Genomic DNA, 14065 nt, shown 5'->3' with positions numbered 1-14065 from the left:
TCATGACGGAATACGCTTGGCCCGCCGTGCTACGGCCGTCGCGGCTCAGCTTCTACCTGCAGCACAACACGCTGCGCTTTGTCTCGCCGGTCACCCGCGCCACGCAGGTGCTGCGGCGCGAGGGGGCGCGCTGGGTGGCGGAGGCCAGCTTCGAGCCGCTGGGGCGCGTGCAGGCGGGCTTGATGGATGGGCTGCTGGCGGCTCTGGCGGGGTCCGCCAACACCGTGCGCATCTGGGACTGGCGGCGCGAGTACCGCACCGGCGATCCGCGCAGCCAGGACGACGTGCCGACCGGGCCCTACAGCTTCTCGGACGCGACGATCTTCACCGACGGGACCGGGCTGGTGGTGGGGTCGGGCAATCCCTCGCTCGCGTCCGGGGCGCCGCGTGGGGCGCTGTCCATCGTGACGCATGGCTGGTGGCCCAGCACGGTCGCCGTTGGCGCCGGCGACTACATCGGGCTGGGCGGCCGGCTCTACATCGCCACGGCTGCGGTCGCGGCCTCCGGCGCAGGCACTGCCACCATCGCCATCGCGCCGCCGCTGAGGGCTGCCGTGGTGGTGGGCGAGCCCCTGATCCTCTCGCTGCCGAGCGTGCCAATGCGGCTGGTCTCCGACGACGAGGCGGCGAACCCGACGCGACCGGGTCCCTTCGCCGCCGTCACCATCCGCATGGAGGAGGCTTTATAGACGATCGGCCTGTCGCCCTCGGAAGTCACGGCCTGTGAAACCAGCACAGATCGAGAAAGGTGACGTCATGATCCAGTGCTTCCCATTCTTGGCGCAGCCGCCGCAGCACGGCAGCTTTGCCCTGTTCAGGCCATGGCGCGCTCGGCGGATCGGAATAGGGGCTGGACACGGGGATGAAGCCCTGGTCGAGCATCAGGCCGACGAAGTGCAGCATGCGCTCGGTGTCGTCACCGCCCGGCGGCGCCTCATGCAACCGATTCAGCGCGTTGATGATCATCGGGAAGCTAACGTCATCGATCTCCGCCGATGCGGCAAGTTGCGTGAGCTCTTCAGGAATATGGGACATGTGCTTCTCCATTAGTCGACAAAGTGAAGCTTGGCCACGCCAGGATATCCCGGAATATTGATGTCGATGGCCGAGGGGCCGCTTCTCGAAGCAGGTCGATACCCAATCACTGAACCATCATCGAGGCGGAATTGTTGGCCCTGGTAGGTGCGCGGCGTAACGTCGACAGCGCCGCGTCCTTCGATTAACCGCCTGAGCGTCGCTTGCGCCTCCTGCTGGCCGCCAGGCAAGGTCCTCACGTCAGGAGTGGTTCCCTTATGCTGAGTACCGATCGGCCGGCCTCCTGGCGCAACCATATCCACGAGTTCCTGGCTGCGGGGGGAGATCGGGGGAGCCTGCGGTGCAGGCGTCTGGCCAGGGCGACCAGGGGGCCGATAGCCACCGCCGCCGCCTCCACCTTCCGGGATGACTCCTCGGCGACCACCGACCACCCCATCTTCTGGCCGTCGAGCCATTGCGGGCACGACAAGAGCGTCGTCCAAAAGATTTCGACGACGAAGCTGCATGCCGCGAAAGCCAACATCCATGGGTGCCGGCGTTTCAACCTGCCCACCGCGCGCCGGCTGACCCGTCAGGTCGTCTATGCTGCCTTCGCCGTCGGATGCGGGAGCACCGCGAGTGTGAGCTGCGACGGGCTGGCCGTTGCGGATATAGGCCCGGACATGAACGACACCGCCGCTTGGCCGAGCGTCGCTGCCGTACATGGCCTGAAAGCCGTCAGTGACCCAGGCCCGCCAAGCATCACGCTCGGGGTGGCCTGTCCGCCAGTATCTTTCATCCGAGACGGCGGCACGGAGGCGGGCAGCATCGATTGGCACCTTTTCTGACATGCGCACGAATCTCCGCTGTCGAGAGACGCGCTCGCGCCTCTCGGTCTGATGGAACAGGAATGAATGCAGTGAAGCATCGCGCCTTTCGGCGCGGCCTGGTCAGCCCAACTGGAATGCTGACGAACCCAATCGAAGCGCCCTGGCAGCCTTTGGCAGACCGCCAGAGGTGTCCAGTTTTGCCGCGACGCCAGCCAACTGGCTGAAATACCGTCGGACAGTGAGCGCGCGCCAAATGGCCGAGGAAAAGCCTCGATCGCGCAGATCTCAGGACGCATTTCGGGTGAAGACATCTTCGCTATCGCATAACCGCGCGTATTTTGCAAGATAATTATCCTATCTCCCTTCAAGCGAGGGCAGCTGAAGGAGGCGCTGTAGTCATGTCCGGCACCCCACGCCTCAGCAACCAGGCAGCCTCCGCCGCCACTGCGCCGATCGCCACGCCGGTCGTCCTGGTCGAGCTCGACTTCGCCACCGGCCCGTTTCGCGTCTGGACCGGGCTCGGGCCGCTGGACTGGGCCGGGAAGGTGTTCGAGGGCGCCGGCAGCATCGGCGCCATCTCGGATGTGGAGGAGACGGTCGAACTGCGCGCGGTGCGGCTGACGCTGGCCCTGTCGCCCGTGCCGCAGGAGGTCGTGGATATCGCACTCGCCGAGCGCAGCTACCGCCTGCGGCCGGTGACGCTGTGGGGCGCGCTGCTCGATGCGCAGGGGGCCTTCGTGGCGGACCCGTTTCCGCTCTGGGCGGGGCTGATGGACACGATGGAGGTGACGGACGGCGCCGAGCCCTCCGTGGCGCTGGCCTGCGAGAGCCGGCTGGTCGACCTCGAACGGGCCGAGGTGCGGCGCTACACGGACGCCGACCAGCAGGCCGAATACCCCGGCGACCGCTTCTTCGAGTTCGTGCCGGCGCTCCAGGAGGCGGAGATCCGGCTGCCGATCCAGTGACGGGGTTGCTCGCGGGGCGGCTGCCCGACTGGCCGGAGCGGCTGGCGGCGCTGGTTATGGCGGCGGAGCATCGGCCCTTCGACGACGCGCGCTGGAACTGCGGCCGCTTCGCCATGGCCGCGGTGGTGGCCTGCACGGGGCGGCGGCCGTCCTGGCAGCATCGCCCGACCCTCGCCGCGATGGCCGACACCACGGGCCACCCGCGCGTGCCGGTGCCCTTCGCCCGCGCCGGCGACGTGGTCCTGGCCGCCGATCCGGACCGCCTCGGCGTCGTGCTGGATGCCGGCCGTGCCGCCTTCGTCGGGCCCGCGGGCCTGCTCCGCCTGCCCATCACCGCCTGCACCATCGCCTGGAGGGTTGGCTGATGCCCGTCGCCATCCCCTTCATCGCCGCCGCCGCGGGTGCTGCTGCCTCGGCCGTCATCGGTGGTGGCGTCCTGGGCGCCGTGGCGGCCGCTGGCGCCGCCCTGGTGGTCTCGGCCGTGGGGGCCGCAGTCTTCCGCCCGAAGTCGCCCTCCGCCGCCCGCAGCGCCAACGTCACGCCAGGCACCGACACCGGTCCCGGCTCAGGCTTCGATCCCCGCACGCCCGGCGCCGGCCGCACCCAGTCCTTCCGCCAGCCCATCACCGAGCACCAGATCGTCTTCGGCCGCTGCCGCACCTCCGGCCCCGTCGTGTTCCTGCATTCCGCCACCGACGATGAGGGCCGCGCCGACGGGTTCCTGCACGTCGTCGTGGTGCTGGCCGCCCATCGCGTGCGCGCCATCGGCGAGGTGTTTCTGAACGGCACGGCCTCGACCGACGCCAAGTTCGCCGGCCTGCTGAGGATCGACCGCGCGTTGGGCGATCCAGGCCAGGTGGCCAATGCCAACCTCGTGGCGGACACCGGCGGCCAGTGGACCGCCGCCCATCGTGGCCAGGGCCGCGCCTATCTCGCGGTGCGGCTCAAGCTGCGACCCGAGGCCTTCCCCTCCGGCGCGCCCAGCCTGTCCGCCATCGTCGAGGGCGCCGACACCATCATGGATCCGCGCACCGGCGCCACCGGCTGGTCCGACAATCCGGCGCTGTGCCTGGCCTGGTACCTGACCTCGTCCTTCGGGTGGCGCGCGGCCTGGGCGGATATCGACCTGCCGGCGCTCATGGCGGCAGCCAACACCTGCGACGAGATCATGGGCCGCCGCGATGGCACCGCCGAGCGCCGCTACACCGTGAACGGCGCCGTCACCCTGGGCGAGGGCAAGATCGCCATCACCCGCAAGCTGGTGGCCGCCATGGCCGGTGCCTTGGTGGTGAGCGGAGGGCGCTTCTACATCCATGCCGGGGCGCCGGCACTGCCGGCGGCCACGCTCACCTCCGACGATCTGCGCGGCGACGTCACCATCGTGGGCTCGCGGCCGCGGCGGGATCTCTTCAACGGGGTGCGTGCCGTCTATGTCGAGCCGGCCGCCGCCTGGCAGCCGACCGATGCGCCGCCGCTGCTGGCCAGCAACTACGTCACCGAGGATGGCGGCGAGGCGATCTACCGGGACATGGAGTTCCCGCTCACCACCTCCGCGGCGACGGTGCAGCGGCTGATTAAAATCGAGCTGGAGCGCAACCGGCGCCAGCGCGAGGTGGCGATGCAGGCCAATCTCTCGGCGCTGCGCCTGCGGCCCTGGGATGGGGTGACGGTCGCGCTGGAACGGCTCACCCCATTCCCGGCGCGGGTGACGGGCTGGGCCCTGGCGCCGGATGGTGGGGTGAACCTGCAACTGGCCGAGGAGGACCCCGCCGTCTGGGCGTGGAACCCGGCGACGGATGAGCGCGCGACAGGGCAGAACCCGTCCGTGGTGCTGCCAAACCCGGGCGTGATTGCCGCGCCGGCTTCGATCCAGGTGGAGACGCCGCTTGGGACGACCTTCACGGCGATCGCCGTCTCCTGGTCGGCAGTCGGCTCTGCCTATCTCGCCGGCTACGAGATCGAGTTCCGCCCCACCTCGGTCGCCGTGTGGCAGGGCTACGCAGGGGGCTTCGGCGCCACCGCCGTCGCCATCCCCACCGCGGAGCCCACGGCATTCCGCGTGCGCGCCCAGGCGCGCAGCGGCGCAGTGTCGGGCTGGCGCGAGGCGCTGGTGCCGGCCGCCGCGTCGGGCCTGGCCGCGACCGGCATCGCGGGCGGTGTGCGCCTGTCGGGCGGCTTTCCCGCGGACGCGGTGCGGCTGCAGGTCTTCGAGGCGAGCAGCGCCAGCCTGTCCGCGGCCGTGAAGCTCACCAGCGAGCCGACCGCGCTGCCGTGGGACCGGACTGGCCTCACCACCGGCCAGACCCGTTGGTACTGGCTGCGCAGCGTCTCGGCCGAGGGCAACGTCTCCGCCTTCGCCGGCCCGGTCACCGCCACCGCCCTCTGATCGGAGAAAGCCATGCCGGCGCGCATCGACGACCTGCTGGTCCTCAACGCCAATCTCAACAAGACCGACTTCGCCAAGTACCTCCGTGACCGCGAGGCGGTGCTGCCGAACGATTTCGGCGGGCTGGGCGATGGCGTGGCGGATGACCGCATTGCCATCCAGGCGGCCTTCGACCGCGCCGGCGCGGACCAGAAGTTTGCCATGATCCCGCCCGGCACCTGGAACGTCTCCGGTACCGTCACCCTGCCAGGTGGCGCCCGCGGGCTGATCATGCAGGGGACCATGCGCTACACCGGCACGGCGCCCACCTCCGTGCTGGTGCTCGGCGACGGCGGCACTATCCGCAATGCGGAGAAGCTCTACACCGGGCTGAACGTCATCCGGCAGACGATCTCCGACTGGTCCTCCGAGGCCGACATCGGCATCACCGTGCGCAATGTCGATGCCAGCCAGATCGAGCTGCGCCGGGTGGAAGGCTTCACGATCGGCATGCGCACGCTGGGCGATGGCCGTGGCGTGGAGGACAGCACCTTCACGCTGGGACGCATCGTCAACAACCGCATCGGGCTCGACATCTGGTGCGCGACGGCCACGGCCTGGAACACCTCCATCCGCTACTACGGTGGCCACTTCGCCCAGGCGACAGGGGTGAACGCCACACAGGACCGCTTCGGGATCCGGCTCGGCAACGAGCCCGGCGCCTACACCAACCACAACCGCCACGTCTTTGACGCGCCGAACTTCGAGCTGCGCCAGGCCGGCAGCAACATCGCCATTCCCTTCCTGAACCAGACCTCGGGCTCTGCCATCATCGCGCGCAACATGCGCATGGAGGCCTGCTCGCCGCTGGCCGCACGGCACACGGCCGGCGCGCAGGATTGCGAGTACGACATCGCCTGGACCAACACCTACCTGGTCGGCATCGACTACACCGCGACGGCGAATCGCTGCGGCAACGCGGTGATCAATCGGCATCGCGCGCCGGCGTCGCGGTTCCAGCGCTTCCTTGCCGGTGTGCCGAACACGCGCGCGGCGGCCTTCCGGCAGTCGGCGACTGAGGTCGGCGTGGAGGGGCTGATCACCATCGCCACCTCCACCACCACCGCGACCTTCATGGCGGATTTCTGCTTCAACGGGCTGACGGACCTGACGCCCACCGATCGCGCGGTCACGCTCGCGGCGAACCGTGGGCTTGGCTGGATGCTCGACACCTCCCAGGCGAAGGAATTCGCGCTGGCGCATTGGCTGACGAGCGGCGCTTCGGGCGGGCGGCTGTTTGTGCGGGTGTTCGATGGGGCGGGGAATGTCCGCGAGGACATCCCTGGCGATGTGCTGGCTTCGATCACCACCATGCAGTGGAACGGGCCGGCCAAGGGCTGGAACGCCGGCGCGCCGATGGATGATGCGAACTTCAATCGCCGGCAGACCATCCGCGTCGGCGCGTCGGTAGCCTATGCGCAGGTGGGGGTGATCGGCTTCGACGGGCCGATCGACCTGCAGTCCCTGCGGCTCTACGGGCTGCCGGAGGCCGCGCCCGCGGTGCTGAACGGCACGCCGCTGTTGACGGGGGCACTGTTCGGCTCCGGGCGGCGGGAGTTTGCCGCGGAGGTGTCCTGGGATCTGCCCAGCCTGGCGCCAGGCGCGACATCGCTGCTCGACGTCACCGTGAACGGAGCGCGGGCCGGCGATCTGGCAACGGCATCGCTCGTGTCGTCGACGCGGTTCATCGAGCTCGACGCCGCGGTGTGGTCGAACAACACGGTGCGAGTGATGGCGCGGAATATCTCCGCAGCGACGTTCGATTTGGCGGCGGCGACGCTGTCGGTGGGGGTGACGAAGCGCCGGATCGGCTGACCGGCGTCATCGAGCCACGAGCATCCCCAGCTTTTGCACCGCCACTTCCTCGCTCTCCTTGTTGTCGATCGTCCCCGCGAAGCGCCCCGCCCCGTCGATCAGGAAGACGCTTGCCGAGTGGTCCATCGTGTAGCCGCCGCCCTCCAGCGGCACGCGGCGGTAGTACACCCGGAAGGAGCGCGCGGCCTCGGCCACCTGCGGCTCGCTGCCCGAGAGCCCGACGATGCGCGCATCGAATGCCTCCAGGTAGCCGGCCAGCGCCTCCGGCGTGTCGCGCTCCCAATCCACGCTGACGAACAGCCAGTGCAACCTGTCGGCGTCCGGGCCGAGCGCCTCGATGAGGGCGGTCATCTCGCCGAGCGTCGTCGGGCAGACGTCCGGGCAGTGGGTGAAGCCGAAGAACACGGCCATCGGCCGGCCCCGGAAGTCGCGTTCGGTCACCGCGCGGCCGCGGTGGTCGGTCAGGCTGAAGGGCCCGCCGATCGGCAGGCTCGCCGGCCCGGACGCGACCTCCTGGCGGCCGGCGAGCGGCCCGTCGGTGACGAGCCAGCCGGCCGAGGTCGCCAGCACCAGGAAGCTGAGCACGGCGACCGCGCCCAATGTGGCGCGGCGGATCCAGCGCAGCACCGTCAGTGCCCCGCGTGGGCCGGCTGCCGGGCGCCGGCCGCCTCGACCGAGAGCTCCACCCGGACCTCGCCCGCGCGCTCGAAGCGCAGCGTCAGCGGCACCCACTCGCCGCGCGCCAGGGCCCGCGTTGGCCCCACCAGCATCAGGTGCGTCCCGCCCGGTCCGAGGGTCACGGTCTCCCCAGGCGGCAGGGGGACGCCGCCCGGGAGCGGGCGCATGCGCATCACGCCCTCCTCCATCCGCTGTTCGTGGATCTCGACCGAGCGCGCCGCTGGCGTCTCCGCGCCGACCAGGCGGTCGGGGGCGGCGCCGCGGTTGCGCAGCGTCATGTAGCCGGCCGCCGTGGGCGCAGTGGTGCCGACCGCGCGGGTCCAGGCCGCGGAGACGGCGACGTCACCCTGCTGGGCGTTCGCCGCGGGGATAACGGCCGCGAGCGCTAGGGCCGGGGCCGCAAGGCTGCGCAGGAGGGTCCGCATGGTGAGGGTCTCGGTCCTTTCAGGGCGGTCCCGCGGCGGGCGTGTCCGCGTTTCGGCGGGCGGGAGGGCTGGCGGCTCCCTCGCTCCGGCGCAGGCCGCCGAGCACGAGGGTAGCGACGCCGCAGACGATCGCCACGTCCGCCATGTTGAAGGTCGGCCAGTGCCAGCCGCCGTAGTGCGCGTCGATGAAGTCCGTCACCGCGCCCCGCGCCACGCGGTCGAGGATGTTGCCGGCCGCGCCGCCGATCACTAGGCCCAGCCCCAGCGCCTCGGCGCGCGAGGCGGTCCGCCACAGCCAGCGGGCGAGGAAGGCCACGACCAGCAGCTTCGCGGCGACGAGCACCCAGACCGCGTCGGCCGCGCTCTCGCGGAACATCCCGAAGGTCACGCCGGTGTTGAAGCCGAGCCGCAGGTTCAGCACCGGCAGCAGTGCGACCCCCTCGCCGTAGGGCGGCCAGAGCGCCGCGAGCGCCCAGGCCTTCGTCGCCTGGTCGGTGACGGCGGCGGCCAGCGCCGCGAGGAGGCCGAGGCGCCTGAGGCCGCGGGGGCGCGACGCGGTCATCCGAGCCGCGCCAGCCACGGGAAGGTCTCCAGGAACCAGATGGCGAGGCGGCCCAGCTCCCCGGTGGCGATCGCGAGGCCGAAGGCCACCATCACCGCCCCGCTGCCGAGCTGGAGCGCCCGGCCGAGCCGCCCGAGGCGGCGCGCCCGCGCCATCGCGGCCGGCAGATAGAAGGCGGCGAGCAGGAAGGGCACGCCGAGGCCGAGCGCGTAGGCCGCGAGCAGCCCCGCGCCGGCGCCCGGGGTGAGCGCGGCGGCGGCGAGCACGCCCGCCAGCACCGGCCCGATGCAGGGCGTCCAGCCGAATCCGAAGGCGATCCCGATCAGCGTCGCCGAGGCGGGGCCGCCGCCCTCCGCCGGCGGGCGGAATCGCAGGTCGCGCATCAATGGCGCCAGCCGCAGCAACCCCATCTGCACGAAGCCCATCGCCGCGATCAGCAGCCCGGCGGCGATCGTCAGCTCGTATGACCACTGCCGCAGCAGCACGCCGACAGCGGTGGCGCCGAGCCCGAGGCCCACGAAGACGAGCCCGAAGCCGAGCACGAAGAAGAGCGAGAGCCGGAGCGCCCGCCAGCGCTCCGCCCGCGCGGTGGCGAGGTCCGTCCCCGCCACCCAGGCGACGTAGCCCGGCACCAGCGGCAGCACGCAGGGCGAGAGGAAGGAGACCATGCCCCCGCCGAAGGCGAGGAACAGGCCGAATAAGGAGATTTCGAGGGTCACGCGCGCCCCCGCCACACGCCGACGCAGTCGTCCATCGCCGCTACATCATTCCCATCATCAGGGTATCGGCGATCCGCTTCTGCCGGTCGTCGAGGGCCGCGTAGAGCGGCCCGGCGGCGGCCCTGACGCGGCGCAGCGCCTCGAGATGGGAAGCCATCATCCGCTCGTGCAGCTCAAGCCGCTGCGGCAGCGGCACCGCCGGTGGCCCGCCCTGCATCATCGGCATCATCTGCCCGTGCATGTCGGCCATCGCCTGCGCGCTCGCCCGCAGCGCCTCAGCGAAGGCGTTCCACGGGGCCTCCTGCGCCGGGGTGATGCCGAGCTCGGCGCGGAGGAAGGCGATACGGCCCTCAACGTGCTGGCCCATCATGCCGGGGCCCATCATCATTCCAGGCCCCATCATCATGCCGCCGCGCATCATCGGCATCATGCGGTCCCAGCCCATCATGCCGGGGCCCATTCCCTGCCCCATCATGCCAGGCGACATCATTCCAGGGCCCATCATGCCAGGACCCATCTGGCCGCCCTGACCGCCGGGCTGGCCGGTCTGCGCCCAGGCGGTGCCGATACCGATGAGGGCCGCCGCGGCGGCGCCGAGCGCCGCCTTCCGTGAGATCGTCATGTTCTCCTCCTTATGTCCTTACCGTGGCCTGGGGTGAACGCGCCGCCGCGGGGCAGGCCGTCCCCGCCGCGCCGAGCTCCGCCACGACCTGGCGCAGCATCTCGCGCACCTGCCCCGCCGTCTCGGCGAGCGCCGGGTTCTCGATGGCGCGCATTGAGGCCACCGGGTCCACCGCGGAGACCTCCACGCGGCCACCCTCGCGCTCCTGCAGGATGACGTTGCAGGGCAGCATGGTGCCGATCTTGTCCTCGGCCTGGAGCGCCCGGTGCGCCACCCGCGGGTTGCAGGCGCCGAGGATGCGGTAGGGGCGGAAGTCCACGTCGAGCTTCTTCTTGAGCGTCGCCCGCACGTCGATATCGGTGAGCACGCCGAAGCCGTGGCGCTGGAGCGCCGCGGTCGTCGCCTCGACGGCCCGCTCCATCGGGCCCTCGACGGTGGTGCTGAAGTGGTAGGCCATGGCAGCGCCTCCTGGTTTTCTCTCCGGGACGGTGGCTCGTGACGGCCTGCGCCCCGCGTTGGCCCGCTCGCCGGTCGGCGAGCGGGATGCCTCAGCCGCGGCCGAGAATGTCGGCCTTGCGGCGGACGTACTCGTCGCGCTCGATCTCGCCGCGCGCGTAGCGCAGGTCGAGAGCCTCGACGGCGGCGCCGGCCAGGCCGGCCGCCGCGCCGCCCCCGCGGCGGCGCAACAGCACCACCGCGAGCGCGGCCAGCGCGCCCAACGCGACCAGCCAGGCAAGGCCGCAGCCCCACCCCCAGCTGCCGTGCATCATCATCCAGGGGCGGTCGCCCCAGCCGCCACCCGGCCCCATCGGCTGCGCCAGGGCCGTGGCGGGGACGAGGGCGAGCAGGGGCGCGGCAAGGGCAGTTCTCTTCGGCATCATCGTGTGGGCCTCCAGGCGAGCAGGCGGAGCGCGTTCAGTGTAACGAGCACGGTCGCGCCCGTGTCGGCGAGGATCGCGGGCCAGAGCCCCGTCACTCCCGTGACGGTCGTGACGAGGAAGACAAGCTTCAGCCCGACCGCGACGGCCACGTTCTGCTTCACGTTCGTCAGCGTGGCACGGGAGAGCTGCACGAGCTCAGCGACGCCCGAGACGCGCTCGCGCAGAAGCGCGGCGTCGGCCGCCTCCAGCGCCACGTCGGTGCCGCCACCCATCGCCACGCCGGCGGTCGCGGCGGCGAGCGCCGGGGCATCGTTGATGCCGTCGCCGACCATCACCACCGGGCCGCGCTCCTTCAGGGCGGCGATCTCGCGCAGCTTGTCGGCGGGCAGCAGGCCCGCCTTCACCTCCAGGCCGAGCGCCCCGCCGATGGCGGCGCCGGTGCGCAGGTTGTCGCCCGTCAGCATCACCGCGCCGACGCCGAGGCGCTTCAGGGCGGCCACGGCCTCCGCCGCATCCGCGCGGGGCTCGTCGCGCAGCGCGAGGAGGCCGAGCGCGGCGCGGTCGGCGGTGACGACGGCGACCGTCTTGCCCTCCGCCTCCAGCCGGGCCCGCGCCGCGTCCAGCGCCGGCGGCAAGGCCGCGCCGCCCTCCGCGGCCCAGGCAGGGCTCCCGACGCCGATCCGGCGGCCCTCGACGCTCGCCGCCACTGCCTTGCCGGGGATCGCCGCTGCGGCACGAGCTGGCGGGGGCGCGATGCTCCGGGCGGCGGCCTCGGCGAGGACCGCGCGCGCGAGAGGATGGGAGGATCCAGCCTCCACCGCCGCCGCGAGCCGCAGCAGCTCCGCCTCAGCCACGCCCTCGACGGGCAGCACATCCGTGACGCGCGGCTTGCCCTCCGTGAGGGTGCCGGTCTTGTCGAAGGCGACGGTGCGCGCGTGCCCGATCGCCTCCAGCGCCGCGCCGCCCTTCACCAGCAGACCGCGCCGGGCACCGGCCGAGAGGCCAGAGGCCATGGCGGCGGGCACCGAGATCACCAGCGCGCAGGGGCAGGCCACCAGCAGCAGCGCCAAGCCACGGTAGATCCAGGTCCCCCAGTCGCCGCCGAAGAGCAGGGGTGGCACGAGGACGACGAGTGCCGAGACGGCCATCGCGCCCGGCGTCCACCAGGCCGAGAAGCGCTCGATGAAGCGCTGCGTGCGCCCGCGGGTCGCCGTGGCCTCCTCCACCATGCGGGCGATGCGCGCGAGCGTGCTACCCTCGCCGGCGGCGGTGACGCGGATCACTAGCGCGCCCTCCGCGTTCACGCTGCCGGCCACCACCGGGTCACCAGATCCGCGGGTGACGGGGACGCTCTCGCCCGTCACCGGGCTCTCGTCGAGGGCGGATTGTCCTTCCACCACCACGCCGTCGGCCGGCACGCGGTCGCCGGGGCGGACGAGGACGAGGTCGCCCACCGCCAGCCGCTCCGCAGGCACCTCCTCCGTCGTGCCGTCTGGCAGGCGGCACAGCGCCGTGCGCGGCATCAGCGCGACCAGCGCTCGGATGCCGGCCCGCGCGCGTCCTGCCGCGATGCCCTCCAGCAGCTCACCAACCGCGAAGAGCAGTACGACGAGCGCTGCCTCCTCGGCCGCGCCGATGAGAGCGGCGCCGAACGCAGCGGTCACCATCAGCGTCTCGATCGAGAACGGATTGCCCACGCGGGCGAGGGCGAAGGCGCGCCGACCAAACGGGACCAGCGCGACGAACGTGGCGCCGAGGTAGAGAGGATAGGACGCGGCCGGGAAAAGGTGCGCCGCGACCCAGGCAGCGGCGACGAGCGCGCCGAGAAGCCAGACCAGCCGTGCCTTGCCCGTCGCCCACCAGGCCCGCGCCGCGCCGTCGTCGTCCCGATCCGCCGGCCGGGAGGGGCCTTGCTTTCCTGCCACGCCCTCCGCCGCCGGCGCCTCAACCCGACGCGCACGATGGCCCACGGCCGCAGCCGCGCGCTCTACGTCCTCAGCCGTCGCCTCGCCGGGGGCGAGGCGTAGCCGAAGGCGCTCGGCAACCATGTTCACCGAGACGTCCGAGACGCCGGGGAGGTGCGCGACGGCGGCCTCGATCTTGGCGACGCAGCTCGGACAGTCCATGCCCTCGACGCGCCATTCCAGCACCCTGGTCTCCGCCGCCGGGGCGAGGCGCCGCGCCGGGTGGCCCACGGCCGCGGCCGCGCGCTCGACCTCCTCGGCCGTCGCGCCGCCGGGGGCGAGGCACAGGCTCAGCCGCTCGCTGGCCATGTTCACGGAGAGCTCGGAGACGCCTGTAAGGCGCCCGACCGCCCGCTCGATCTTTCCGACGCAGGTCGGGCAGTCCATGCCCTCCACCCGCCATTCCAGCCGGGAACCCGCACCGCGTCCGCCGTCCATGCCACACCTCCAAGACCGTCGTCCGCTGTTATGGGACTTCCAGCCACTAGAGGTTCAACCCCCCTTGGTTCGCCCTTCCCCTCCCGTGGAGGCCCGGCGCAGGTCGCGGCGGGCATCGTGCAGGATCTGCCAAGCGGAGTGCAGAAAGATCCCGGCCACCACGCCGGCGACGGCGAGGTCTGGCCAGGACGTGCCGGTCCAGGCGACCAGCCCCGCCGCGCCCAGCACGGCCAGGTTGCCAATCGCGTCGTTGCGGCTGAACAACCAGACCGCCCGGGCGTTGGCGTCGCCTGCGCCCTTTCGGTGCGGCGCCAGGATCAGAGCGGCGGCCACGTTCACGACCAGGGCCGCGGCGCCGAACAGGCCCATCACCTCTGCCTCCGGCACGCGCTGCACCAGCACCCGGTACGCCGTTGTCGCCAGCACCCCGAGGCCGAGCGCGGCGAGGAACAGGCCCTGCAGGAAGGCGACCTTCGCGCGCAGTGCCAACCCCCACCCGATGGCGAGCAGGCCGAGCAGCGTGATCGCACCGTCGCCGAGGAAGTCGAGCGCGTCGGCCTTGAGCGCCTGCGAGCCGGCCATCAGGCCGCCAACGATCTCCGCGGCCCCATAACCGAGGTTCAGGGCGACCACCCAACCGAGCGCGCGCCGGTAGGCCGGGCTTGCCCCTGCGTAGTCCAGATCGTCATCGTCGTCGGCCATCGACATCCTCGCCATCCGTGCTACC

Annotated in this window: 16 protein-coding genes; 6 read left to right on the top strand and 10 right to left on the bottom strand. The window is 71.9% G+C overall.

The genetic code is table 11. The features are described from left to right. Window positions 1–2 precede the first annotated feature (2 nt). Window positions 3–689, top strand: a complete 687-nt coding sequence (locus ACI6QG_RS09950; RefSeq protein ID WP_407024397.1) for a hypothetical protein — start codon at window positions 3–5, stop codon at window positions 687–689. 25 nt (window positions 690–714) lie between these two features. On the opposite strand, the gene ACI6QG_RS09945 is transcribed toward ACI6QG_RS09950, so the two are convergent. Next, window positions 715–1047: a hypothetical protein gene (locus ACI6QG_RS09945; RefSeq protein WP_407024396.1), complete on the bottom strand. Its 333-nt coding sequence runs from the start codon at window positions 1045–1047 to the stop codon at window positions 715–717. Between the two features lie 245 nt (window positions 1048–1292). Here ACI6QG_RS09945 and ACI6QG_RS09940 point away from each other — a divergent pair, with 245 nt between their 5' ends. The 5 genes from ACI6QG_RS09940 (at window position 1293) to ACI6QG_RS09920 (ending at window position 7049) form a co-directional block, all read left to right on the top strand. Then, window positions 1293–1862 (top strand): hypothetical protein, encoded by a 570-nt coding sequence (locus ACI6QG_RS09940; protein ID WP_407024395.1) that lies wholly within the window; start codon window positions 1293–1295, stop codon window positions 1860–1862. A gap of 380 nt (window positions 1863–2242) precedes the next feature. Then, window positions 2243–2809, top strand: a complete 567-nt coding sequence (locus ACI6QG_RS09935) for a hypothetical protein (RefSeq protein WP_075823479.1) — start codon at window positions 2243–2245, stop codon at window positions 2807–2809. After that, window positions 2806–3174, top strand: coding sequence for a DUF6950 family protein (locus tag ACI6QG_RS09930; RefSeq protein ID WP_407024394.1), 369 nt, complete (start codon window positions 2806–2808; stop codon window positions 3172–3174). The genes ACI6QG_RS09935 and ACI6QG_RS09930 overlap by 4 nt, the downstream gene beginning before the upstream one ends. Next, the gene (locus tag ACI6QG_RS09925; RefSeq protein ID WP_407024393.1) at window positions 3174–5195 is read left to right on the top strand and encodes a phage tail protein; all 2022 of its coding nucleotides are present in this window, start codon (window positions 3174–3176) and stop codon (window positions 5193–5195) included. The genes ACI6QG_RS09930 and ACI6QG_RS09925 overlap by 1 nt, the downstream gene beginning before the upstream one ends. Window positions 5196–5207: 12 nt before the next feature. After that, a complete protein-coding gene (locus ACI6QG_RS09920; protein WP_407024392.1) occupies window positions 5208–7049 on the top strand; it encodes a hypothetical protein in 1842 nt (613 codons plus the stop codon). A gap of 6 nt (window positions 7050–7055) precedes the next feature. On the opposite strand, the gene ACI6QG_RS09915 is transcribed toward ACI6QG_RS09920, so the two are convergent. From ACI6QG_RS09915 to ACI6QG_RS09875, 9 genes are all read right to left on the bottom strand, one after another. Beyond that, window positions 7056–7676, bottom strand: a complete 621-nt coding sequence (locus ACI6QG_RS09915) for an SCO family protein (protein ID WP_220118105.1) — start codon at window positions 7674–7676, stop codon at window positions 7056–7058. A 2-nt stretch (window positions 7677–7678) separates the two neighbouring features. Then, entirely contained in the window at window positions 7679–8152 is a 474-nt protein-coding gene (locus ACI6QG_RS09910) for a copper chaperone PCu(A)C (RefSeq protein ID WP_220118104.1), read from the bottom strand. A gap of 19 nt (window positions 8153–8171) precedes the next feature. After that, window positions 8172–8714 carry a signal peptidase II gene (lspA, locus tag ACI6QG_RS09905; protein WP_255575250.1) on the bottom strand — a complete coding sequence of 181 codons (543 nt, stop codon included), beginning with the start codon at window positions 8712–8714 and terminating at the stop codon, window positions 8172–8174. Further along, on the bottom strand, window positions 8711–9433 hold the full coding sequence (locus ACI6QG_RS09900; RefSeq protein WP_220118102.1) for a cytochrome c biogenesis CcdA family protein: 723 nt from the start codon (window positions 9431–9433) through the stop codon (window positions 8711–8713). The genes lspA and ACI6QG_RS09900 overlap by 4 nt, the downstream gene beginning before the upstream one ends. Window positions 9434–9473: 40 nt before the next feature. Further along, entirely contained in the window at window positions 9474–10055 is a 582-nt protein-coding gene (locus ACI6QG_RS09895; RefSeq protein ID WP_220118101.1) for a Spy/CpxP family protein refolding chaperone, read from the bottom strand. Window positions 10056–10065: 10 nt separating this feature from the next. Next, the gene (locus ACI6QG_RS09890; protein ID WP_220118100.1) at window positions 10066–10512 is read right to left on the bottom strand and encodes a DUF302 domain-containing protein; all 447 of its coding nucleotides are present in this window, start codon (window positions 10510–10512) and stop codon (window positions 10066–10068) included. A 91-nt stretch (window positions 10513–10603) separates the two neighbouring features. Continuing rightward, window positions 10604–10936, bottom strand: a complete 333-nt coding sequence (locus tag ACI6QG_RS09885; protein ID WP_407024391.1) for an SHOCT domain-containing protein — start codon at window positions 10934–10936, stop codon at window positions 10604–10606. Beyond that, the gene (locus tag ACI6QG_RS09880; RefSeq protein WP_220118098.1) at window positions 10933–13338 is read right to left on the bottom strand and encodes a heavy metal translocating P-type ATPase; all 2406 of its coding nucleotides are present in this window, start codon (window positions 13336–13338) and stop codon (window positions 10933–10935) included. The genes ACI6QG_RS09885 and ACI6QG_RS09880 overlap by 4 nt, the downstream gene beginning before the upstream one ends. 54 nt (window positions 13339–13392) lie before the next feature. Further along, complete coding sequence (locus ACI6QG_RS09875; RefSeq protein ID WP_255575249.1) at window positions 13393–14046, bottom strand: cation efflux transmembrane domain-containing protein; 654 nt, start codon at window positions 14044–14046, stop codon at window positions 13393–13395. Window positions 14047–14065: the final 19 nt, after the last annotated feature.

Origin of the sequence: Sabulicella flocculans (assembly GCF_045449635.1) — a bacterium.
GTDB lineage: Bacteria > Pseudomonadota > Alphaproteobacteria > Acetobacterales > Acetobacteraceae > Roseococcus.
The sequence above is the reverse complement of the archived record's forward strand: the minus strand, read 5'-3'. Positions and strand labels throughout refer to the sequence as shown.

Bases quoted from the DNA above. Each gene is read 5' to 3' on its own strand.
- ACI6QG_RS09950 (WP_407024397.1), top strand. From the start codon at position 3: ATGACGGAATACGCTTGGCCCGCCGTGCTACGGCCGTCGCGGCTCAGC.
- ACI6QG_RS09945 (WP_407024396.1), bottom strand. From the start codon at position 1,047: ATGGAGAAGCACATGTCCCATATTCCTGAAGAGCTCACGCAACTTGCC.
- ACI6QG_RS09940 (WP_407024395.1), top strand. From the start codon at position 1,293: ATGCTGAGTACCGATCGGCCGGCCTCCTGGCGCAACCATATCCACGAG.
- ACI6QG_RS09935 (WP_075823479.1), top strand. From the start codon at position 2,243: ATGTCCGGCACCCCACGCCTCAGCAACCAGGCAGCCTCCGCCGCCACT.
- ACI6QG_RS09925 (WP_407024393.1), top strand. From the start codon at position 3,174: ATGCCCGTCGCCATCCCCTTCATCGCCGCCGCCGCGGGTGCTGCTGCC.
- ACI6QG_RS09920 (WP_407024392.1), top strand. From the start codon at position 5,208: ATGCCGGCGCGCATCGACGACCTGCTGGTCCTCAACGCCAATCTCAAC.
- ACI6QG_RS09910 (WP_220118104.1), bottom strand. From the start codon at position 8,152: ATGCGGACCCTCCTGCGCAGCCTTGCGGCCCCGGCCCTAGCGCTCGCG.
- lspA (WP_255575250.1), bottom strand. From the start codon at position 8,714: ATGACCGCGTCGCGCCCCCGCGGCCTCAGGCGCCTCGGCCTCCTCGCG.
- ACI6QG_RS09895 (WP_220118101.1), bottom strand. From the start codon at position 10,055: ATGACGATCTCACGGAAGGCGGCGCTCGGCGCCGCCGCGGCGGCCCTC.
- ACI6QG_RS09890 (WP_220118100.1), bottom strand. From the start codon at position 10,512: ATGGCCTACCACTTCAGCACCACCGTCGAGGGCCCGATGGAGCGGGCC.
- ACI6QG_RS09885 (WP_407024391.1), bottom strand. From the start codon at position 10,936: ATGATGCCGAAGAGAACTGCCCTTGCCGCGCCCCTGCTCGCCCTCGTC.
- ACI6QG_RS09880 (WP_220118098.1), bottom strand. From the start codon at position 13,338: ATGGACGGCGGACGCGGTGCGGGTTCCCGGCTGGAATGGCGGGTGGAG.
- ACI6QG_RS09875 (WP_255575249.1), bottom strand. From the start codon at position 14,046: ATGTCGATGGCCGACGACGATGACGATCTGGACTACGCAGGGGCAAGC.